This is a genomic window from Fuscovulum sp. (assembly GCA_035192965.1).
GTDB lineage: Bacteria > Pseudomonadota > Alphaproteobacteria > Rhodobacterales > Rhodobacteraceae > Paragemmobacter.
The window spans coordinates 4,160,982-4,181,443 of record CP136571.1 but is presented as its reverse complement, the minus strand read 5'-3'; the positions used below and the strand labels follow the sequence as shown (position 1 = coordinate 4,181,443).

At 63.8% G+C, this 20,462-nt stretch carries 16 protein-coding genes; 8 read left to right on the top strand and 8 right to left on the bottom strand.

The genetic code is table 11. The features are described from left to right. The first annotated feature begins 16 nt into the window (after positions 1–16). Positions 17–736 (top strand): FliA/WhiG family RNA polymerase sigma factor, encoded by a 720-nt coding sequence (locus RSE12_20550; protein WRH62712.1) that lies wholly within the window; start codon positions 17–19, stop codon positions 734–736. 75 nt (positions 737–811) lie between these two features. Here RSE12_20550 and RSE12_20545 read toward each other — a convergent pair whose 3' ends face one another. Both RSE12_20545 and RSE12_20540 read right to left on the bottom strand, forming a co-directional pair. Continuing rightward, positions 812–1,504: a hypothetical protein gene (locus RSE12_20545; protein WRH62711.1), complete on the bottom strand. Its 693-nt coding sequence runs from the start codon at positions 1,502–1,504 to the stop codon at positions 812–814. 131 nt (positions 1,505–1,635) lie between these two features. Further along, the gene (locus RSE12_20540) at positions 1,636–1,815 is read right to left on the bottom strand and encodes a hypothetical protein (GenBank protein ID WRH62710.1); all 180 of its coding nucleotides are present in this window, start codon (positions 1,813–1,815) and stop codon (positions 1,636–1,638) included. Between the two features lie 208 nt (positions 1,816–2,023). Here RSE12_20540 and zapE point away from each other — a divergent pair, with 208 nt between their 5' ends. Continuing rightward, positions 2,024–3,112, top strand: a complete 1,089-nt coding sequence (gene zapE, locus RSE12_20535) for a cell division protein ZapE (GenBank protein ID WRH62709.1) — start codon at positions 2,024–2,026, stop codon at positions 3,110–3,112. 143 nt (positions 3,113–3,255) lie between these two features. On the opposite strand, the gene RSE12_20530 is transcribed toward zapE, so the two are convergent. Further along, positions 3,256–4,020: a TSUP family transporter gene (locus tag RSE12_20530; protein WRH62708.1), complete on the bottom strand. Its 765-nt coding sequence runs from the start codon at positions 4,018–4,020 to the stop codon at positions 3,256–3,258. A gap of 98 nt (positions 4,021–4,118) precedes the next feature. Here RSE12_20530 and RSE12_20525 point away from each other — a divergent pair, with 98 nt between their 5' ends. Then, positions 4,119–4,799: a hypothetical protein gene (locus tag RSE12_20525; protein WRH62707.1), complete on the top strand. Its 681-nt coding sequence runs from the start codon at positions 4,119–4,121 to the stop codon at positions 4,797–4,799. A gap of 126 nt (positions 4,800–4,925) precedes the next feature. Here RSE12_20525 and serB read toward each other — a convergent pair whose 3' ends face one another. Next, entirely contained in the window at positions 4,926–5,801 is an 876-nt protein-coding gene (serB, locus tag RSE12_20520; protein ID WRH62706.1) for a phosphoserine phosphatase SerB, read from the bottom strand. Between the two features lie 150 nt (positions 5,802–5,951). Here serB and RSE12_20515 point away from each other — a divergent pair, with 150 nt between their 5' ends. The 3 genes from RSE12_20515 to RSE12_20505 all read left to right on the top strand — a co-directional run bounded on the left by RSE12_20515 (position 5,952) and on the right by RSE12_20505 (position 9,655). Next, positions 5,952–7,109 carry a phosphoserine transaminase gene (locus RSE12_20515; GenBank protein ID WRH62705.1) on the top strand — a complete coding sequence of 386 codons (1,158 nt, stop codon included), beginning with the start codon at positions 5,952–5,954 and terminating at the stop codon, positions 7,107–7,109. Between the two features lie 64 nt (positions 7,110–7,173). Further along, positions 7,174–8,769, top strand: coding sequence for a phosphoglycerate dehydrogenase (serA, locus tag RSE12_20510; GenBank protein WRH62704.1), 1,596 nt, complete (start codon positions 7,174–7,176; stop codon positions 8,767–8,769). A gap of 151 nt (positions 8,770–8,920) precedes the next feature. Then, on the top strand, positions 8,921–9,655 hold the full coding sequence (locus tag RSE12_20505; GenBank protein WRH64887.1) for a metallophosphoesterase family protein: 735 nt from the start codon (positions 8,921–8,923) through the stop codon (positions 9,653–9,655). Here RSE12_20505 and RSE12_20500 read toward each other — a convergent pair. After that, positions 9,646–9,852, bottom strand: coding sequence for a hypothetical protein (locus tag RSE12_20500; protein ID WRH62703.1), 207 nt, complete (start codon positions 9,850–9,852; stop codon positions 9,646–9,648). The genes RSE12_20505 and RSE12_20500 overlap by 10 nt on opposite strands. 95 nt (positions 9,853–9,947) lie before the next feature. On the opposite strand from RSE12_20500, the gene RSE12_20495 reads away from it, so the two are divergent. Continuing rightward, on the top strand, positions 9,948–10,511 hold the full coding sequence (locus tag RSE12_20495; GenBank protein WRH62702.1) for a DUF2585 domain-containing protein: 564 nt from the start codon (positions 9,948–9,950) through the stop codon (positions 10,509–10,511). Here the strand turns inward: RSE12_20495 and RSE12_20490 are convergent, their stop codons facing one another. Next, positions 10,512–11,630, bottom strand: a complete 1,119-nt coding sequence (locus RSE12_20490; GenBank protein ID WRH62701.1) for a hypothetical protein — start codon at positions 11,628–11,630, stop codon at positions 10,512–10,514. Between the two features lie 158 nt (positions 11,631–11,788). Here RSE12_20490 and bktB point away from each other — a divergent pair, with 158 nt between their 5' ends. Next, on the top strand, positions 11,789–12,949 hold the full coding sequence (bktB, locus tag RSE12_20485; GenBank protein WRH62700.1) for a beta-ketothiolase BktB: 1,161 nt from the start codon (positions 11,789–11,791) through the stop codon (positions 12,947–12,949). 3 nt (positions 12,950–12,952) lie between these two features. Here bktB and pbpC read toward each other — a convergent pair whose 3' ends face one another. After that, entirely contained in the window at positions 12,953–14,995 is a 2,043-nt protein-coding gene (pbpC, locus tag RSE12_20480; GenBank protein WRH62699.1) for a penicillin-binding protein 1C, read from the bottom strand. A gap of 4 nt (positions 14,996–14,999) precedes the next feature. Further along, positions 15,000–20,405, bottom strand: coding sequence for an alpha-2-macroglobulin family protein (locus tag RSE12_20475; GenBank protein WRH62698.1), 5,406 nt, complete (start codon positions 20,403–20,405; stop codon positions 15,000–15,002). Between the last annotated feature and the right edge of the window lie 57 nt (positions 20,406–20,462).

Here is a 20,462-nt window from a genome sequence, read left to right as displayed (position 1 = left end):
CCAAGAAAGGGCGCGAATGATGCTCGCCAAACGCTATGCCGAACAGGACGGGCCCTCGCCCGAAAAGCTGGTTCGCTCTCACATGGACCTCGTCCGCAAGATCGCCTGGCACATGCACGGCCGCGTCGGCCGCATGGCCGAGGTCGAGGATATGCTTCAGGTGGGCTATATGGGCCTCGTCGATGCCGCCCAGCGCTACACCCCGCGACAGGGGGCGACTTTCGCCGCCTATGCCGCCATCCGTATCCGCGGTTCCATCATCGACTACCTCCGCGCCTCGTCATCCCTCTGCCGCGCCACCATCGTGATGCAACAGCGGATGCGCGCCTCGGTGCTAAAACTGGAACAGCAGCTTCTCCGCACCCCGGAAAAGGCCGAAATCGCCGCCGATATGGGCATCACCGTGGCCGAGCTTGAAGACTGGGAAACCCAGTTCGGCGCCAGCTCGATCAAGTCACTGGATGAGGTCTATTCAGACCATTCCATGCTCTTCTCCGACGGTCACCGCTCCGTCGAAGACAAGATGCATCAGGATCAGATGCGCAAGATGCTCCGCCGCGCCCTGGGCGACCTGCCCGAACGTGAGGCGATGGTCCTGCAACTCTACTTCGTCGAAGAATTGAACGTCTACGAAATCGCCGAAATCCTCGGCGTCACCACGGGCCGCGTCAGCCAGATCAAGAAAGCCGCCGTCGGCCGCCTGCGCGAAAGCATCGTGGCGATGGAGGGGGAATGATGGATCGCGGCCAAAGGCTTTGAAATGGTAGCAGGGGGCCGATCCGGCCCCCGCACCCGCCGCGATCCCGTTTGATCAGGCCGCCGGTCCTGCGGGTTTGTGCCCGGTCACCCGGAACCCGTGAATATACAGAATGTCGCGCGCCATCGGCGTCAGCAGAAGCACACCTTCCGCTTCCACCGCCAACCCGGCCTCGCGCATGGCCATTGCCTCTGCCACCGATGGCTCCCGCCCGGCGGCATAGCGCAACAGGCCGGTCACTTCGGCTGACACAGCCTGTTCGTCAAGTTCCAGAAGATCCTGCATCAATCCCAGCGATTGCCGCGCCATCGTGCGGACGGTCGATGCCGCCATCCCGATCCCGCGCGAAAGGATCTCGGCCAGTTGCCGCAGCTGCAACAGCACGGCTTCCGGCATCTCGCTTTGCCGCTCATCCAGTACGGCCAGCACACCCAGCTTGCGCCCCTCCTGTGACCGCAGCGTGAACCCTGCATACAGCGTCAGCCCCGGAAAACCGGCCCCTGCCGCCTCTTGCTCCAGCGCTGTTCCGGCGATCTGCACCACTCGCTGCCCCTGCGCCAACAGCGCCGCAGGCAGATCGATCAAGCTGCCGCCTTTGGGGGTGCCTTCTGTGCTGCGTTCTGGGAAAAAGGCCAGCCGCACTTCCCCGGTGTCAGGGTTCGTCAGTCGGATGCACACCCGCGAACAGCCCGATATGCTCAGGGCCAAGTCGGCAACGGTGGCGAAATCACTTGGTTCCACAGACATGCGCGGTGCGCGCGGTGCCTCGGACCGGATCGGAGTCAATCCGTATAGATGGGCCACTGCCATTTCCGCCTCTTGCGCGTCAGTCCGTTTCCCGGCACAGGCGCCGCCCGCACGGGGCCAAGGCCGTAACCTTAGAAAAAGATCGCTGAAATCAGCATCACCCAACCACCGATCCCGCCGACAACGGCAGGCAGCAACCACCAACCGGGCGGCATGCGGAACTCTGGCACTGTATCACCATGTACTGCGTAACTACGACCAAAGCTTACGTCGTTCAGTCCAGCAGGCATAGTCTGAAAAGCGTTCTGCATCTTCGCCACCTTCATTGTCGAAGCGCATCGACTCGCGCATCGGTTAAAGGCAATTTACCTATATTACTCTCAGGGGGGCATCCTCTCCTCCGGAAGTGCGTCACGCCCAAAGGTCTGAACCCCATCCAAAGGGATGGCCGCTTACAGCCCACCCCCGGCCTGCACGGCAAGGCCTTCCCAGGCCCGGTTCCCGACAGTATACAAAGGTATGCGGCAAACCCTGATTGAGATTTACGACCAGCGCATCGCCTCCGGCACGCTCCGCGCCGATCCGGCGCAACATGCCGTGCTGACCACGCTGGAAGGCCTGCGCAACTGGCTCGAATCCAACGCCGACCGCCGCGTCGGCCTGTTTGCCGGCCTCTTTGCCAAGCCCGTCACCCCGCCAAAGGGGCTCTATCTCTGGGGCGGTGTGGGGCGCGGCAAATCCATGGTGATGGACCTGTTTACCGACGCCACCGCCATCACCGCCAAACGCCGCGTCCATTTCCATGCCTTCATGCAGGAAATCCACAAAGGCATGCACGACGCCCGCAAGAAGGGCGTCGAAGACCCGCTCGCCCCCGTTGCCGATGCCATCATCGCCGGCACGCGTCTGCTGGCCTTTGATGAAATGCAGATCAACGACATCACCGATGCCATGGTCGTGGGCCGCCTCTTCGAAAAACTGCTCTCAGCCGGGGTGGTGATCGTCACGACCTCCAACCGCCCGCCCGAAGACCTGTACAAGAACGGCCTCAACCGCGCGCTGTTCCTGCCCTTCATCGCGCTGATCCGTGACCGCCTGCATGTGGTCGAACTCGAAAGCCCGACCGATTACCGCCAGCACCGCCTGCAAGGCGCGCAGGTTTATTTCCACCCCGCCGGTCGCGTGCGCGGCGAAATCAACGCCATCTGGTCCGATCTCACCGGCGGTTCTTCGGGCGAGGTGCTGACCCTTCCCGTCAATGGCCGCACGGTCGAAGTGCCGCGCTTCGCCAATGGCATCGCCCGCGCTTCTTTCTGGGAGCTTTGCGCCCGCCCCCTCGGCCCCGGCGATTACCTTGCCATCGCGCAGGCAGTTCGGGTGTTGATCCTTGAAGATATCCCCCAGCTCTCGGCATCCAACTACAACGAGGCGAAACGCTTCGTCACCCTCATCGACGCGCTCTACGAGGCGAAGGTCAGGCTGATCTGTTCTGCCGCTGATGAACCCGAACGGCTCTATATCGAAGGTGAAGGCAGCTTCGAGTTTGAACGCACCGCCTCCCGTCTGCGCGAGATGCAGGCGGTGGATTGGGGTGGCGATAAGGTCTGAGGGTCTGGCCCCAAAAGTGTGAACTTCCGTTAAGGTTAACGCCCCACCACCGTTCGCTGCGTGCATACGCCCGTCTGCACAGCCGTCTGCACCACGCGCTGCACAGCCGTTTTCAACCTAACCCTATGTTTTAACGGGAAAAACTACGCGAAAACCTGCCACAAAAGCCGCCCCGCCATCGCCGTCGATGTCACCACCAGCAGTGGCTTTATCAGCCGCGCGCCCACCCGCATCGCCAGTTTGGCGCCAAGCGCCGCTCCCGCCACTTGCGCCAAGGCCATGGCCGATCCCATCATCCACCACATCGCACCCGATGGGATGAACACCGCCAAAGACCCGATATTGCTCGCAAAATTCAGAAGCTTGGTATGCGCGGTGGCCTTCAGCACACCAAACCCCGCCAGCATCACGAAAGCCAGCATGAAGAACGATCCCGTCCCCGGTCCGAAGAACCCGTCATAGGCCGCCACCAGCGGCACTGCCGTCACCGCAAACACCCCCGGCCGCATCCGCTGCACCCGGTCCTCATCGCTCAACCCCGGCTTCAACGCAAAGAACAAGGCCACCGCCACCAGCACCACGGGCATCAGAATCCGCAAAAGTTCCACCGGAATCAGATGCGCCACCAGCGCCCCCAAAGCCCCGCCTAGTGCAGAAATCACTGCCATTCCAACCTGTTGGCGCAGATCGACATGCCCGGCACGGGCATAGCTGACGGTCGCCGTCGCCGCGCCAAAGGTGCCTTGCAGCTTGTTCGTCGCCAGCGCTTCGATGGGCGATGCCCCCGCCAGCAACAGCGCCGGCACCGTGATCAGCCCACCGCCGCCCGCAATGGAATCCACGAACCCGGCCAGAAAGGCGGCAAGGATCAGCAGCACGGCAAGGTGGGTTGCAACCTCGAAAAACATCCCGCCTTCATTCCTGCCCCGGCAGCAGAAGTAAACCCCGCTTGCACAGTCCCCCGCCCGCGCTAATCTGCGGAAAATGCCGGATAAAGGGGAAGCCCGTGCAAACCGCCCTGATCACCCTGACCCTGTCGCTTCTGGCGGGAACCGCGCTTGCCGACACGCGCTTCACCATTGACGGCAACCGCCTGATCTACGACACGGCCCACGCCGTTGACGCCACCCTGATCGACCCAGATTCCGGCATGTCGCCCGCCGATACCATCGGCGACATCGCCTATGAAGACATCGACGCCCTGCGCTCCATCCTTGAACGCCATGAAGGCCGCATCACCACCATGCGCCTGACTTCGGATGGTGGATACATTGAGGCGGCCTATGAAATGGCAGCAATCATAACGGATTACGGCCTGAACACCGAGGTGCAGGGTGAATGTGCCAGCGCCTGCGCCATCCTGTTTTCCTCGGGCGCCGAACGCGTGATGAACCGCGGCGGCCGCATCGGCCTGCACCCGTCCAGCTGGGGCGTCGAAAGCATGCGCGCCTATTACGAAGACGTCCGCGCCGACAGCGGCTGGAACGACGAATTCGCCTTCGCAGAATGGGTTTACGAAGAGGGCCAGCGTGACGCGAACAAGCTGATCACGCATCTTCTGACACGGGGCGTCAGCGCGGATTTTGCCGTGAAGGTGGTGTCGATCGGCATGAACGGCATGTGGTATCCCACCCGGTCCGAGATGGAGGCCGCGGGCCTGATCACGCCCCCGGCCCCTGCCAACTGACACGGGCCGATCCACGGCGCGCGCCCTTCACACTTCGCTCAGGTTCATCGGTCAACCTTGGCGGCAGATCACACGGAAACCGAACATAAACCACCGATGGCGCGAAGCGCGATTCCCGACAGGCGCCTAGGAAAGGAACTCTTCCCGCGTATACCCCTGAATGAACAGCAGCGCGGTCAGGTCGCCATGGTTGATCCGGATATCACATTCCGCCGCAACCACGGGTTTGGCGTGCAATGCCACTCCGGCCCCTGCGCGTTTAAGCATTCCTAAATCATTTGCCCCGTCGCCTACGGCCATGGCCTCGGCCTCGGAAATCCCCAAACGTGCGGTGATTTCGACCAGCGCATCCACCTTGGCCTGCCGCCCCAGGATCGGCTCCGCCACCGTGCCGGAAAGAAAATCACCGTCTGAAATCAACGTATTGGCCCTGTCTTCATCAAACCCCAACACTGCCGCGATCCGCGCAGTAAAGGCGGTGAACCCGCCTGACACCAGCGCCGCATAGCCCCCGTTCGCCTTCATCGTCGCGACCAGTTCCCGCCCGCCGGGCATCAGCGTGATTCGGTCCCGGATCACCCGGTCAATCACCGCCACCGGCAGCCCCTTCAGCAGCCCCACCCGTTCGCGCAACGCCGCCTCGAAATCCAGCTCGCCATTCATAGCCCGTCGTGTGATCTCGGCCACCCGCGCGCCCACCCCGGCCTCATCGGCCAGTTCGTCGATGCATTCCTGTTCGATCATCGTGGAATCCATATCCGCCAGCAGCAACCTCTTGCGCCGCCCCTCTGCCGGTTGCACCACCAGATCGACCTGCATCGCCTGCAAGCCCTCCCAAACCTCCCACCGGTTCAAGGGCATGGATTCAAGGGGAAATTCTGCCGCCACCCCCGGTTCCAGCCAGATCGCATCCCCCCCGCCCCATGCGTTGCGCACGGCCTCTACTGTGGCGCGGTCAAGGATCGGCGTGGCGGGTGCAGTCAGCAGCGTGGCAAAGTACATGAAGTTTCCGATAGTGGACAAACCCGTCGCTTTCGCACGACGTTCCGCCGCTTTAGGGCAATTTTTGCGCTTGTGCCACCCCGTCTGCCCCGCTATCCCCAGCCTCGGGACACCCCTCCCCAACGAGGGGCTTTTAGCTGGAAGGCTACCATGACAGACCTCGCTCCGCCGGCCAAGCGCCCGGCCAATCCGCGCTTCTCCTCTGGCCCTTGCGCCAAGGTTCCCGGCTTCACCCTTGATCATCTTGCCGACGCCCCGCTGGGCCGTTCGCACCGCGCTGCGGTCGGCAAGGCCAAGCTGAAGGAAGCCATTGATCTTACCCGCGAAATTCTTGGCGTTCCCGCCGATTATCGCATCGGCATCGTTCCCGGATCGGATACCGGCGCGGTCGAGATGGCGATGTGGACGATGCTCGGCGCCCGCCCGGTAGAGATGCTGGCTTGGGAATCCTTTGGCGAAGGCTGGGTCACCGATGCGGTGAAACAGCTCAAGCTGGACGCCACCGTGAAAACTGCCGCCTATGGTCAGATCGTCGATCTTGCGACCGTGGATTTCGACAAGGACGTCGTCTTTACGTGGAACGGCACCACCTCGGGTGTCCGTGTCGCCAATGGCGATGCCATTCCCGCCACCCGTCAGGGCCTGACGATCTGTGACGCCACCTCCGCCGCCTTCGCGATGGACCTGCCGTGGGATAAACTCGACGTCACCACCTTCTCCTGGCAGAAGGTGCTGGGTGGCGAAGGCGCGCATGGGATGCTGATCCTGTCGCCGCGTGCCGTGGAACGGCTGGAAAGCTATACCCCCGCCTGGCCGCTGCCCAAGATTTTCCGCCTGACATCAAAGGGTAAGCTGATCGAAGGCATCTTCGTCGGCGAAACCATCAACACGCCATCGATGCTGGCGGTCGAGGATTACCTTGTCGCGCTGAAATGGGCGAAATCGGTGGGTGGGCTGACCGGGTTGATCGACCGCGCCACCGCCAACGCTGCCGTGGTGTGGGATTTCTGCGCCGCCAATCCGTGGTTGCAGAACCTGGCCGAAAATACGGCCAACGCCTCCACGACAAGCGTCTGTCTGAAATTCGTCGATCCCCGCATCACCGATGGCGAGGCCTTCGCCAAGGCGGTGGCCAAGCGGTTGGAAAAGGCAGGCGTGGCCTATGACGTGGGCGCTTATCGCGATGCCCCCCCCGGCCTGCGCATCTGGTGCGGTTCAACGGTGGAAACCGCCGATGTCGCGGCCCTGATGCCGTGGATCGCTCACGCCTTCCACGCCGAAATCGCCGCGCTGGTACAAGCGGCCTGAGTGGGATGGCGGGGTGAACCCGCCCGACCCGATCCCCCAACACCCTATTGAAATGGAGCCCCAAATGGCCCCCCGCGTTCTCGTTTCCGACGAACTCTCTGAAACCGCCGTCCAGATCTTCCGCGACCGTGGGGTCGAGGTGGACTACATGCCCAAACTCGGCAAGGACAAGGAAAAGCTGGCTGAAATCATCGGCCAATATGATGGCCTCGCCATTCGGTCTGCCACCAAGGTCACCGAAAAGCTGCTGGAACTGGCGACCAACCTCAAGGTCGTCGGTCGCGCCGGGATCGGCGTTGATAACGTGGATATCCCGGCGGCGTCCAAGAAGGGCGTCATCGTGATGAACACGCCCTTCGGCAACTCCATCACCACCGCCGAACATGCCATTGCCATGATGTTTTCCGTCGCCCGGCAGATCCCCGAGGCGAACGCCTCTACCCATGCGGGTAAGTGGGAAAAGTCGAAATTCATGGGGGTGGAGTTGTTCAACAAGACCCTCGGCGTCATCGGTGCGGGCAATATCGGCGGCATCGTCTGCGACCGCGCGGTCGGCCTGAAGATGAAGGTGATCGCCTATGATCCCTTCTTGTCGGAAGAGCGCGCCAAACAGCTTGGCGTGACCAAGGTGGAACTGGATGATCTGCTGGCGCGGGCCGATTTCATCACCCTCCACGTCCCGCTGACCGACAAGACCCGCAACATCCTGTCGCGCGAGAATCTGGCGAAAACCAAGAAGGGCGTCCGCATTATCAACTGCGCCCGTGGCGGGCTGATCGATGAGGCCGCGTTGAAGGATGCGTTGGATGCCGGCCATGTCGCAGCCGCCGCGCTGGATGTGTTCGAAGTGGAACCTGCCACCGAAAACCCGCTGTTCAACCACCCCAACGTCGTCTGCACCCCGCATCTTGGTGCTGCCACGACCGAAGCGCAGGAAAATGTGGCCCTGCAAGTGGCAGAACAGATGTCGGACTACCTGCTGACAGGTGCCGTGCAGAACGCGCTGAACATGCCCAACGTCACGGCGGAAGAGGCCGCTGTCATGGGGCCGTGGGTGAAGCTTGCCCTGCATCTGGGCGCCTTCATCGGCCAGATGACGGATGAACCGATCAAGGCCATCAACATCCTCTACGATGGCACCGTGGCCGAGATGAACCTTGCCGCGCTGAACCAATCGGTCATCGCGGGCGTGCTGAAAACGCAGAACCCCGACGTGAACCTTGTTTCCGCCCCCATCGTGGCCAAGGAACGTGGCATCCAGATTTCCACCACCCGGCAGGAAAAGACCGGCGTCTTCGATGCTTACGTCAAGGTGACGATGGTCACGGACAAGCGGGAACGGTCGGTCGCGGGCACTTGCTTCAGCGACGGCAAGCCCCGCTTCATCCAGATCAAGGGCATCAACATCGACGCCGAGATTGGGCGTCACATGCTCTATACCACCAACGAAGACGTGCCGGGCATCATCGGCCTTCTGGGCATGACCATGGGCAAGAACAACGTCAACATCGCGAACTTCACTCTTGGCCGGTCTGGCGTGGGGCAGGATGCCATCGCCATCCTCTACCTTGATCAGGCCATTGATCCCAAGGTGGTGGAGACGCTGGAATCCACCGGCATGTTCCAGCAGGTCAAGCCGCTGGAATTCGACGTGGCCTGATGAAACGCCGGGGAAGAGGCAACACCCCTTGCCCCTTCCCCGTTGTGCAAATATCCCACGGGTGTGCCGATGGTTCGCCATCGGCTCAAGAACCAGAGGCGGCGGCGCGTGAAACCCCTGCGCTTTCCGCCCGCGAACCCGGACAGGCATGATGCGAAGCTACGCCATTGGCGATATTCACGGCCATCTTGACCTGCTCTTGCGGGCGCATGACCTTATCGCCGAAGACCGCCGCCAGACTGGCGATATGGACGCCCCAGTTATCCACTTGGGCGATTATGTGGACCGAGGCCCGGATTGCCGTGGGGTGGTCGATCACCTGCTGCGGGGCAGCGAGGCAGGGCAGAACTGGGTCACGCTCAAGGGCAACCATGACCGGATGTTCACCCGTTTTCTGAACGATCCGAACGAACCGGAAGAGGGCCTGCGCCCTGATTTGGCCTGGCTGCACCCCCGCCTTGGCGGGGCGGCGACGCTGGCCTCATATGGCGTGAAGAACGCGATGGACCGCCCCCTCGCCCCTGTGCACGCCGAAGCGGTAGAGGCCGTTCCCCAATCGCACCGGGATTTCCTTACGTCTCGGCCGACATGGCTGCAACGCGGGGACGTGGTCTATGTTCATGCGGGCATCCGTCCGGGTATTCCTATGCCGCAGCAAAAGGAAACCGATCTGGTCTGGATCCGGGCCAGCTTTCTGGAAGACCGCCGCGATCATGGCTTTCTGATCGTGCACGGTCATACCGCGCTGGACGTTCCCACCCATTACGGCAACCGCGTGAATATCGACAGTTCCGCTGCCTATGGTGGCCCGTTGACCACGGTGGTGATCGAAGGCCGCGATGTCTGGGTTCTAACGGATCAGGGCCGCCGCCCGCTTCAGCCCTGATTGCGTCGCAGCAGCGCCCGCGCTGACAGGATGAATGTCCCGCCAAAAAAGGCCCCGGCGATCCCCACCACCTCTACCAGCCCAGGCCCGCGCGGAACGCCCTGAACGGCGAACAAAACGCCAATGCAGCCCAGCCCGAAGATCGAAAAGATCAGTCGGAACAGATGCTCTCCGCGTGTGGGTCCATACTTGCTCATGCCTAATGACATAGGTCCGGATCATTGCAGGAATAGGGTGACAGCCCCTCAGATTTGCGGTTTTCTCCGCCCTCAGGCCAGTTGAGGATTGCCGAATGCCCCAAAGTGACCGTTTTTCCTACGCCGTGACCATGGCCATCATCGCCTTGACGGCGCTTTGGTTGCTCTATGTCGGGCGAGTGCCGATTTGCGAATGCGGATATGTGAAGCTTTGGCACGGCGAGACGATGAGTTCGGAGAACTCCCAGCATCTCAGCGACTGGTACACCCCTTCCCACATTATCCATGGCCTGCTGTTCTATGGTCTTTTGTGGTTGGTCGCACGCCGCCTGTCCTTTGGCTGGCGGCTGACCATCGCCACAGTCATCGAGGCGGCCTGGGAAATCGTCGAAAACTCCGAAGCGGTGATCGAACGCTATCGTTCGGTGACCATCTCGCTGGATTATTACGGCGACAGCGTGATCAACGCGGTGGCGGATATCCTTGCCATGGTAGTGGGGTTCTTTCTCGCCCGCGTCTTGCCGATCTGGGCTTCGGTCGCGCTGATCGTGGTGTTCGAGGCGGCGACGATGTGGATTATCCGCGATGGCCTGCTTTTGAACATCCTGATGCTTGTTTCGCCGCTGGATGCGGTCAAGGAATGGCAGGCGGGCGGGTGATCAGCCCTGCGCCACCTCTGCGCTGATCCGGCGCAACAGGATCAGCGCAATCGCCGCCGTCACCACCGTGACCACGGCGATCACCTGAAAGAACCCCCGTTCGCCCAGACCCGCCAGCAACTGGCCAAGCAGCACAGGGGATGAAATCCCCCCCACCAGCCCGGCGGCTATGATCGTCGGCGTCACGCGCGGGTCATCCCCCATAAGGCGCGATGCGGTGACGAAGAAGCCCGGAAAGAACAGCCCGGCAAAAGCCCCCATCGCAATGAAGAACGGCACCGCAGGCAGGATCGTGGCAGCAACGGCGCAAAGCGCGGCCCCGGCCATGGCCCCGGTGTAAATCGCAAAGGGTGGCAGGACATGCGCCGTAAACACCAGTGCGGTCCGTGCGATCAGGAAGGCCACAAAGAACCCCGACAGCGCCCGTGCCGCTGTCTCTTCGCTTGCGCCCGTGGCAATCAATGCGGTCGGCCCCAGCCCGATCAGGCAAGCCTCCACCCCGATGCAGACCACACCAAAGAACAACAGCCCCAGTCGCACACGATAGGGCTTTGATGCCGCTGCCGTCGCGCCTTCTTCGGCCCGCCCCGAAGTTCCCGCTGCCAGCCAGATCACCGCACACAGCCCCGCCACGATGGCAAAGCAAAGATGCGGGTTCGAACCCAATGCCACAAAGATCAACGGCGCGGCAATCGCGCCAACGGCGAACATCGCGTTCAGCAGGCTCACCATCGATGGCCCTTTCACGCCAAAGGCGCGCAGCACGCGCGGATTGAACACCACCGTGGAAATCCCGTATCCGGTGCCAAATATCACCGATCCCACCAGCGTCGGCACCCAGCCGAACCCCGCCGCGATCAGCGCCGATCCCACCACCATTGCCCCCAGCGCATGGCGCGGGGTGATGGCGCGGCCGCGAAAGAACATCACCGCGACGCCCACCGCCGACCCTATCCACAAGGCAGAGATCAGCCACCCCGCCTGCGCCACCGTCAGCCCGAATTCCCGCGCAAAGGCGGGCAGGGCTGGGCCATAAAGCGACTGCCCCGCCCCCATCAGCGTGAAGGTCGTGACCCCGGCAAAAAGCAGCGCGGCATGGGTGCGAATAAGGCTGTTCAATTTCGTCTCACGGAAAAGGGTGCGCGTCGGGTGTCCCCCGCCCATGCGGCACTGTCAACCGCCCGCCGCGCCTGTCACCCGCGAAACCCCGACGCCACGTCAGTGCTGCACAAACCCGCCGCCGCATGGCACGGTGCGCCGAAAGCAGGAGCCGTGACATGACCGATATCTTCATCCTCTCAGGTGCCCGCACCGCCATTGGCAGCTTTGGCGGTTCCCTTGCCAGCATGGCCCCCATCGACCTTGCCATGATCGCTGCCAAGGCCGCCCTGTCGCGTGCAGGGTTGGAGGGGGCGGCGATCGGCACCACAGTTTTTGGCCATGTCATCAATACAGAACCCCGCGACATGTATCTGTCGCGTGTGGCCGCCATGCAGGCAGGCGTGCCGGAAACCGTGCCGGCGATGAACGTCAACCGCCTGTGCGGGTCTGGCGTGCAGGCCGTGGTATCGGGCGTCCAGGCCCTCCTTGCTGGCGATGCGGACACCGCCCTTGTCGGCGGCGCAGAATGCATGAGCCGGTCGCCACATACCCTGCCTGTCGCCCGCTTTGGCCAGAAGATGGGCGATACCCGTGCCATCGACATGATGACCGGCGCTCTGACCTGCCCCTTCGGGACGGGCCATATGGGCGTGACAGCGGAAAATGTGGCTGCTGCACATGGCATCAGCCGCGCAGATCAGGATGAATTCGCGCTGGAAAGCCAGCACCGTGCCGCGCGGGCGCTGGCGGAGGGGTGGTTTAGAGATGAAATCACCCCGGTCGAGGTTGCCTCACGCAAGGGGCCAGTGATGTTTGACCGCGATGAACATCCCAAGGCCACCACGCCGGAGGCGCTGGCCGCCCTGAAACCCGTATTCCAAAAGGACGGCACCGTGACCGCAGGCAATGCCAGTGGCATCAACGATGGTGCCGCTGCGCTGATCCTGTCGCGTGGCAAGCGTGACGGCGCGCGCGCCCGTATCCTTGGCTATGCCGTCGCGGGGGTTGATCCACGCGTCATGGGCCTTGGCCCGATCCCCGCCACGCAGGCACTTTGTGCCAAGCTGGGTATGCGGCCGCAGGATTTTGACCTAGTGGAATCGAATGAGGCCTTCGCCGCGCAGGCCATCGCCGTGACCCGTGCGCTGGGCCTTGATCCCGCAAGGGTGAACCCCGCAGGCGGGGCCATTGCGTTGGGCCATCCGGTGGGGGCGACCGGGGCGATCCTTGTCGTCAAGGCGCTGCACGCGCTGGAACGCTTGGGCCTGTCGACCGCGTTGATTACCATGTGCATCGGCGGTGGGCAGGGCATCAGTCTTGCCATCGAACGGGTTTAACCCTCACCGCAACCGAATACGCGCCCGCGCAGACCGCCCCTCGGCATCGATCACCGAAAGGGTCAGGAATCCCAATCCGTCAAGCGGCAACACCACCGCGCGGCTGCGCTCGGCCGTGACCATCGGCCTGCCATCCGCCAGCCAGGTAAATGGTGCGGTTCCGCCCTCGACCCGCACCAGCACACCTTCGGGCAGACGCTCCACCTCGGCGCCGTCGGGTGGAAAAGCGACCGCGGGCGCGTCTGCCGCTACCGCAAAGGCCGCGCTGCGCGACCTGAAGCGTTGCAGTGGCAGGGGCAATTGGGCATTCGCTACCAAAAGCGTCTCAGGCGGGGCAGGGGGCTGCGGGGCCAGCGTCGGTTTCAGCCGCGCGAAGGCCTGAAACAGCACGGGCGCCGCAAGGTCCGCGCCAAACACCCCCGGCACCGGCGTGCCATCTGGCCGCCCCAGCCAGACGCCCACAACATGCCGCCCGTCGAACCCGATGGCCCAGGCATCGCGGTGCCCGTAACTCGTTCCGGTCTTATAGGCCAAACGGTTCTCTGGCGCCCCCGGCGGCGGGGCCAGCCCACCCAGAATATCGGCCACCTGCCATGCCGCCACGCTCGACACGACCCGCGCGCCTTCGTCGCTGTCACCATCCGCCCGCCACCGCAGAGGAAGTGCAACACCTCCCCGCGCCAGCGTCGCGTAGAGCTGCACCATATCCTGTAAACTGATCCCGATCCCCCCCAGCGCGATGGCCAGCCCGGGCTGACCTGCAGGCAGCCGATACCCGATCTTCGCCTGATCCATCGCCACCAGCAGCCGTGCCGGACCCATCGCCTCGGTCAGTTGCACGACCGGGATATTCAGCGACATCTGAAGCGCCTGCCGCACCCGAACCGTACCGCGATACTGCCGGTCAAAGTTCTGCGGCGCATAGGTGCCGAACCGTGTCGGGCGGTCCTCCATCATGGTTTCCGGATGGGCCAGCCCCTCATCAAAGGCCAGCCCATAGACCAGCGGTTTCAGCGTTGATCCCGGCGACCGCAGCGCCTGCGTCATGTCCACGAACCCCTGCCGCGCATCGGCCCGGAACGCCGCCGACCCGACCGAGGCAAGGATTTCCCCCGTCGCGTGATCGGCGACCACCATCGCAACCTGCAACCGCTCGCCCTGATGCTGTACTGTGTCCGCCGCCAGCACCTCCAGCGCGACCTGCACCCCCTTGTCGATGGTCAGCCGATGCACCTGCGCGCCCGGCGCATCAACGCGCGCGCGGTCGGCCAGATGTGGCGCGATGGCGGGAACGGCCCTTCGCGCCACGGGCACGCCCTCGCCGCGCGCTGCCTGCGCCTGTTCGGCGTCGATGATGCCCTTCGCCACTGCCCGCGCCAGCACCCGATCCCGCGCGTCCGCCGCGCGATCCCGGTGGCGGTCCGGCCTGCGGCTTTCGGGGCTTTGCGGGATGGCCACCAGCAGCGCCGCCTCGGCCGGGGTAAGCCGCCAGGGTTCCTTGCCGAAATAGGCCAGCGTCGCCGCGCGCAGCCCTTCGATGTTGCCGCCATAGGGGGCCAGTTGCAGATACAGCCCCAGAATCTGAGCCTTGGTCAGCCGCCGTTCCAGCGCCAGCGCCACCCGCATCTGCCGCAGTTTGCCGTCCAGCCGCCCGGTGCCGCTTTCCTCAAGCAAGCGCGCGACCTGCATTGTCAGGGTGGACCCGCCCGACACCACGCCGCCGTTCCACACCGCCTGTGCCACCGCCCGCGCAAGGGCCCGCGCATCCACCCCGTCGTGATCCATGAACCGCCCGTCTTCATAGGCGATCAGCATGGCGATGAACAAAGGGTCCGCCGCATCCGGCGACAAGGCCAGCCGCCAGCGCCCATCCGCTACCGTATAGGCGCGCAGCAATTCGCCGTCGCGGTCTTCGACCAGCACCGATGTTTCCGGCACCAGTGGCGGCAACACCGTTGCCGCCACCCAATTGTCAAATCCGTCGCGTGCCGTGGCGGCAAGGAACAACCCGGCCGCTAGCGCGAAAACGGCCCGTGCGCCGATCACCGCGTCACTCCGTCACGACGACCCGGCCCGTTTCGCCCACCGCGCGGAAATCGGGGCGATACATGTCCTCGACCGACGGCGCAGGATGGTGGAACGAACCCGGCGATACCGCCCGCACGATATAGGCCAGCCGGAAGGGTTGATTGTCCATCCGGTCCACAGCGGCAAGGAAACGGTCTTGCCGATATTCCGCATGGGCCACGACATCCAACACGTCCAATCCCTCCAGCGCGGGCAGGGTGCCGCCGGTCATCAGGTTGGGGTTGTCGATCTCGAACCCGGCGGGCAGGGGATCGTTCACCATCAGCCGCGCTTCGCCACGGGCGAAGGGCGTCACCTCCAGCACCGCGATCATTCGCGTTCCGGTGGGCACCGAGCCGGGGTCAATCGCGCTGCCATCCATCGCCAGATAGCGCCGCGCAATTGCATAGCCGTTGCCCGACGCGGGTTCCGCAACCTCAGGCACGCCAAAGGTGGTGACAGTCAACGTCGTATCCGACCCGCCATTGGCGACCGCCACCGGGGCCGCCCCAAGCATCCGCATTTGCACAAGCGGCCCAGCGGCAGGCTGGCCGTCGATGGTCACACCCCCTGCATCGGGCGCGTCGATCAGCGCATTGGCCGCCAGCAGCGCCCATGTGCTTTCCTGTGTCGACAATGGCCCCGAAGTTGCGATCCGGTTTGTCAGCGCCTCACGATCCACGGCATTCGACCCAGCCTCCACCGCCAGTGTCAGCACCGCCGCTGCATCGCGGTAGGTGGTGCCGTAATCGGCGCGGAACAGCTGTTCCGTCTCGACTGTTGTTGCCTGCAACAGGGTGCCCGCCCGCGCGAACATCGCATCCGCCCGCGCCTGTTCGCCGTAAGCCGCAAGCGCCGCGCCGAGCTGTGCCATGGCTGTGGGCGTAGCAAAGGCATCGCCCTTCACATCGGCATAATAGCGCAGGTCACCAATCGCCGCTGCGCCTTCGCGTGCCAGCACCATCAGGGAATAAGCCAGCGCCTCACCGCCAAGGTCGAAATCGGGCGCGAAGTTCACCTGATTGCGCAGGTTGTCCAGCGCCATCCGCATCGCCCGATCCGGCACATCAAAGCCGCGCGCCTTGGCGCGTGACAGGAAGTCGGTCACAAAGGCATCCAGCCACAGGTCACCCGATCCCGGCCCCCACAGGCCAAATCCTCCTTCGCTGCCCTGATTGGTCAGGATCTCAGCCACCGCTTCCTGCACACGGCCCCGCACATCATCCGACCATGGCAGGTCCATCGCTTGCGCGACCTGATCGAAATACAGAAGCGGCATCGCTTTCGATGTCATCTGTTCCGTGCAGCCATAGGGATAGCGGTCCAGCGCCGCCAATATCCCCGGCGCGTTTAGCCGCGCCACAGGCCCGATAGCCAGCGTCGCACGCGCGCCGGGCGCATAGCCCGCCAGCACGGCATCATCAAAGCTGAAGACCTGCCCGGCTGCCAGATCAAAGCGCGACACCTTTACCACCTCGGGGTCGCCCCGTTGCACGGGCAGGGCGAGCGTCTTGGTCAGCACCTTTCCGTCCGGTGTGGTCAAGTTGACGGCAATCTCCTGCACGCCTTCCGCCCCCGCCGTGACCGGCACGGCGATGATCTGCTTGCCCTTCTCGGCCAGATCAATCGTTGCGGGAACATCACCCAGCGTCACGCCGTTGCCGGAAACTGCCAGCCCCATTGTGCCGAAAGGCCCCGTCGCATGGACAATCTCCAGCAGCACCCGGCTGTCATCCCCTGGCGACATGAAGCGCGGCAGGGATGCCGTCACCATCACCGGATCGCGCACCAGCACATCGGCACTGGCTTGCCCCACCCCGGTTTTCGACCAGACCACCGCCATCACCTTCACGCTGCCGTTGAAGGCGGGCAGGGTGAATTCCGTCCGGGCATAGCCATCAGCCCCCACTTCTACCGGCCCGGTGAAATAGGCGACCAGTTCCTCTGTCGGCGGCGGCGCTTGCAGCCGTGCCTGTGCGCCTGCATCACCGCCCGACCTGACGGTTCCTTCGGCCCCGTTCAGCCCGTCAATCAGCCGACCATAAATGTCGCGGATACCCACGCCCAGCTTGCGCTGGCCAAAGTAATGCACCTGCGGATCGGGCGGCGTGAAGGCGGTCAGGTTCAGGATTCCCTGATCGACCGCCGCGATGGTGACATAGGCCTTCTCCCCGGCCACAACGCCGTCCACCTTCACCGCAACGGGCAGCACCCCGCGTGGATCGGCTTCTGTTGCCACTTCTACAATAGCCGAAAGCGCCCGCGCCCCCGGATCAACGCCCGCATGTGCCAACCCCAGTGCCCGCGCCGGATTGCGCCCCGCCGCAACGTCCATAGGCCGCAGGACGGATGCCGTTACATAGACGCCCGCACCCCAATCATCGGTGACCGGCAGATCGATGACATTCTCGCCCTCCACCACATCCACTGCCTGCATGGCGACGAGACGGTTGGACAGCACCATCACCACCGCCTTGCCCGCAAAGCGCGGCACCAGCCGCAGCTTGGCGGTATCGCCCGCCGCATAGGCGGCTTTGTCCAGCGAAAGCTCCAGCGTATCGGGTGTAGATGCGGCATCCGCTGCCGCAAACCATCCCGCAGCAAAGGGAACCGTTGTCGCCGCCGTGCCATCCGTCTGCGTCACCGCAAGCTCATATTCACCCCATTTCACTGGCACCGCGATTTCGGTCGGCGTATCCAGTGCCACCTCGCCCTCGGCCACCCTTTCCCGCCGCGTGACGGGTTCCCACATCCAGTTGCCAAAGCTTTGATACCATTGATAGGTCGTCTCGACCCGCACCAGTTCCCAGCGCGAGGTTATTGCCGTGGCTTTGCCATCCGGCCCAATACCCGCCAGTGAAAAGCGAGCCTCGCCATTCTCGGCCACCACGCCATCGAACATCGGCTTCACGCCGATCATCGCGGTTGCGGGGGCCAGCGGCACCGTGGTCACCCGCTCTACCGGGCGACCTGATCCTTCGGCCACGCGCAACGCGATCCGCGCCTCCAACGGGCGGCCCGCGTCGCCCACATCGGGCAGCACCACAGCCACCGCCGCCAGCCCAGCCGCATCGGTGCGGGCGGGATCAAGGCTTTGCATCGCGCCATTGAAAGGCTCGTCATGGCGGCCAAAGAGGTAGCCATCCCAGCCAGCAAGGCTGTCAGCCGCGCGCACGGATACCTCGCCCTCAATGGCCAGATCTGCCCCCGGCGCGCCGAACAAGTAGCGCGCAGCGACGTTCATCTCGGCCACTTCGCCCGTACGCAGGGCATCTGGCACTGTCACATCAAAATCAATCCGTTCCGGCAGGAAATCCTCGACCAGAAAGGTCGTCTTGGCCAAGGGCGGGGCGTCCACATCGGCCAGCACCTCCAGACGCCACACGCCACGCGGAGCAGATCCCAGGATTTGCTGGCTGAACACATAGCCACCGCCCCAGTCATTGACCGACATCCGCGCATGTTCCACCCCATCGGGGCGCTTGACCACGGCGGTCAGGGGAAGCCCTTCAATCGCCGCCGCCCCGCTGTCGCGGGTCAGGGCCGTGGCATAGACGGTCTCTCCGGCACGATAGGCACCGCGATCAGTGGTCAGAAACACATCCACCGGCGGTGCAGCCTCGCGTCCCTCCACCCCGCGATCGGACAGATCGAACTCCGGGTCGTTCAGCGACAGAAAGGCAATGTCGGCGTCGCCCTCACGTGCGATCACCAGCGCAGGCGCAGCCCCGCCGACACCGCGCGCCAACCCGGCGTCAAAGCGGGCATAGCCCTGATCATCCGTCGTGGCGCTGTCTAGAACCTCATTCCCGTTCGACAGCAGATCGACCGTCACGCCCGCCTTCGCCGCGGCAGTGCCAAGGCCGCGCACAAAGACATGCAGGCCGTCCACCCCGGACAAAGTGGTGATCCCCAGATCGGAAACCGTGAACCACTGCCATCCGGCCGGCACCTCCCACGGCTGTTCCCCCGGAACGGACGCGCGCAGCGCGTAAACGCCCGCCGGTTGCCCCGCCAAGGCCTCTTCCATCGGCAGGCGGGTGGTCACATCGCGGTTGACCTCCATCCCCACCGTCGCGCTGCCTTTCCAGACTTCGGTTCCTGTCTGTGTGCTGAAATCGGCTTCCTGCCATTCCGCCATCGGGGATGACAGATAGCCGTTCTGGAACGCACGGATCAGGTTGCGGTCGGTTACGCGATACAGTGTCAGATCTAGTGCTTCAGTATTCACCGTTTCAACCGGCAGCGCCGCCCCGCCTGCCTTGGGCAGGACATAGGCCCGCCCCGGAAAACGCACGCCGGGATTGCGATCCCGGATATAGGAGGTGATGTCGACCGACGCGCCCAGAACCTGCCCATCCGCCGCAGGCAGGCCTTCCCGGAAGGTCACCGTCGCGCGCTGACCATGGGTCAGCCCTTCAACGCAGATATCGCGGAATTGCGCGCTGACTGTCAGGCCGGGATCATCCAGTTGCACGAAACTGGCGTAATCCACGCCTTTGCCTGCCAGATCCTCGGAAAAAGTCGCGCAAAGGCGCGGGCGGGCACTGTCGGATTCCACCCGGTTTTCGACGATGCGAAAGCCGTACTTTCCAGCAGCATCGGCCAGATAAACCGCCGTATCATCCCGTGATTGCAGGGATTGCGCCAACCGCAGCGCGCGCACCGTATCGCTGCCGCGATCAAGCCGTTCCAGAGCCTGCCCCATATAGACAAGGATTGTGTGGCGCTCTGGCGCGCTTTCGGCGCGCAAATAGGCATTCACAGCAGCAAAATAGGACCGCTCGCGATAACTGCGTTGATCAGGGCCCTCGGACTCGCCCGCCGCCAGCAACAGCCGGGCATATTCCGCCCAATCCCCCGCCGCATCCGTCAAGTTGATCGCCGCGCCGACATAGCGCGACGCGGTGTCGAAATCCCCCGACATCTCGGCATCCATAGCCGCCGCCATCAGATCAGGCGCGGTCCAGTCGCCGGTCATGTGATCGCCCGCAAGACCTGCCGCCTGCTGGGTTACCGAAGACAGTTCCCAATCCTGCACAAAGCCGATCTCGCCACGCCGCAGCCTTGCCCGATCAGCCGCACCATCGGCGGCACGCAGCACATAGGCCGAAATCGCCCCGGCATAAGGCGCGCCTTCGCCCGGCCCGGCCTTCAGAAAACAGCTTCCGTTCCGCCCGTTGAAAGTAAACGCCTCGCAGCTTGTATTGGCCAGACAGGCCCGTTCGCAGGCCTCTAGCGTGGTGTCAAAGGCTGATGCGAAATCGCCTCCCGGCAGGTCCATGTCCTGCGACAGAACCAGCCGTTTCGATGGCACAAGGTCCTGTGCCAAGGCGGGGATGCTGGAAAATGACAGAAGGGCGGAAATCAGAAGGGCATGGATACGCATGACGGCACCGTGGTTGGCTGGAACGCGTCCGATGCTGGCATGTCCACCTACCGGCTG

Coding starts and splice junctions, on each gene's coding strand:
- RSE12_20550 (WRH62712.1), top strand. CDS start 17: ATGATGCTCGCCAAACGCTATGCCGAACAGGACGGGCCCTCGCCCGAA.
- RSE12_20545 (WRH62711.1), bottom strand. CDS start 1,504: ATGTCTGTGGAACCAAGTGATTTCGCCACCGTTGCCGACTTGGCCCTG.
- RSE12_20540 (WRH62710.1), bottom strand. CDS start 1,815: ATGCAGAACGCTTTTCAGACTATGCCTGCTGGACTGAACGACGTAAGC.
- zapE (WRH62709.1), top strand. CDS start 2,024: ATGCGGCAAACCCTGATTGAGATTTACGACCAGCGCATCGCCTCCGGC.
- RSE12_20530 (WRH62708.1), bottom strand. CDS start 4,020: ATGTTTTTCGAGGTTGCAACCCACCTTGCCGTGCTGCTGATCCTTGCC.
- serB (WRH62706.1), bottom strand. CDS start 5,801: ATGTACTTTGCCACGCTGCTGACTGCACCCGCCACGCCGATCCTTGAC.
- RSE12_20515 (WRH62705.1), top strand. CDS start 5,952: ATGACAGACCTCGCTCCGCCGGCCAAGCGCCCGGCCAATCCGCGCTTC.
- serA (WRH62704.1), top strand. CDS start 7,174: ATGGCCCCCCGCGTTCTCGTTTCCGACGAACTCTCTGAAACCGCCGTC.
- RSE12_20505 (WRH64887.1), top strand. CDS start 8,921: ATGCGAAGCTACGCCATTGGCGATATTCACGGCCATCTTGACCTGCTC.
- RSE12_20500 (WRH62703.1), bottom strand. CDS start 9,852: ATGAGCAAGTATGGACCCACACGCGGAGAGCATCTGTTCCGACTGATC.
- RSE12_20495 (WRH62702.1), top strand. CDS start 9,948: ATGCCCCAAAGTGACCGTTTTTCCTACGCCGTGACCATGGCCATCATC.
- bktB (WRH62700.1), top strand. CDS start 11,789: ATGACCGATATCTTCATCCTCTCAGGTGCCCGCACCGCCATTGGCAGC.
- RSE12_20475 (WRH62698.1), bottom strand. CDS start 20,405: ATGCGTATCCATGCCCTTCTGATTTCCGCCCTTCTGTCATTTTCCAGC.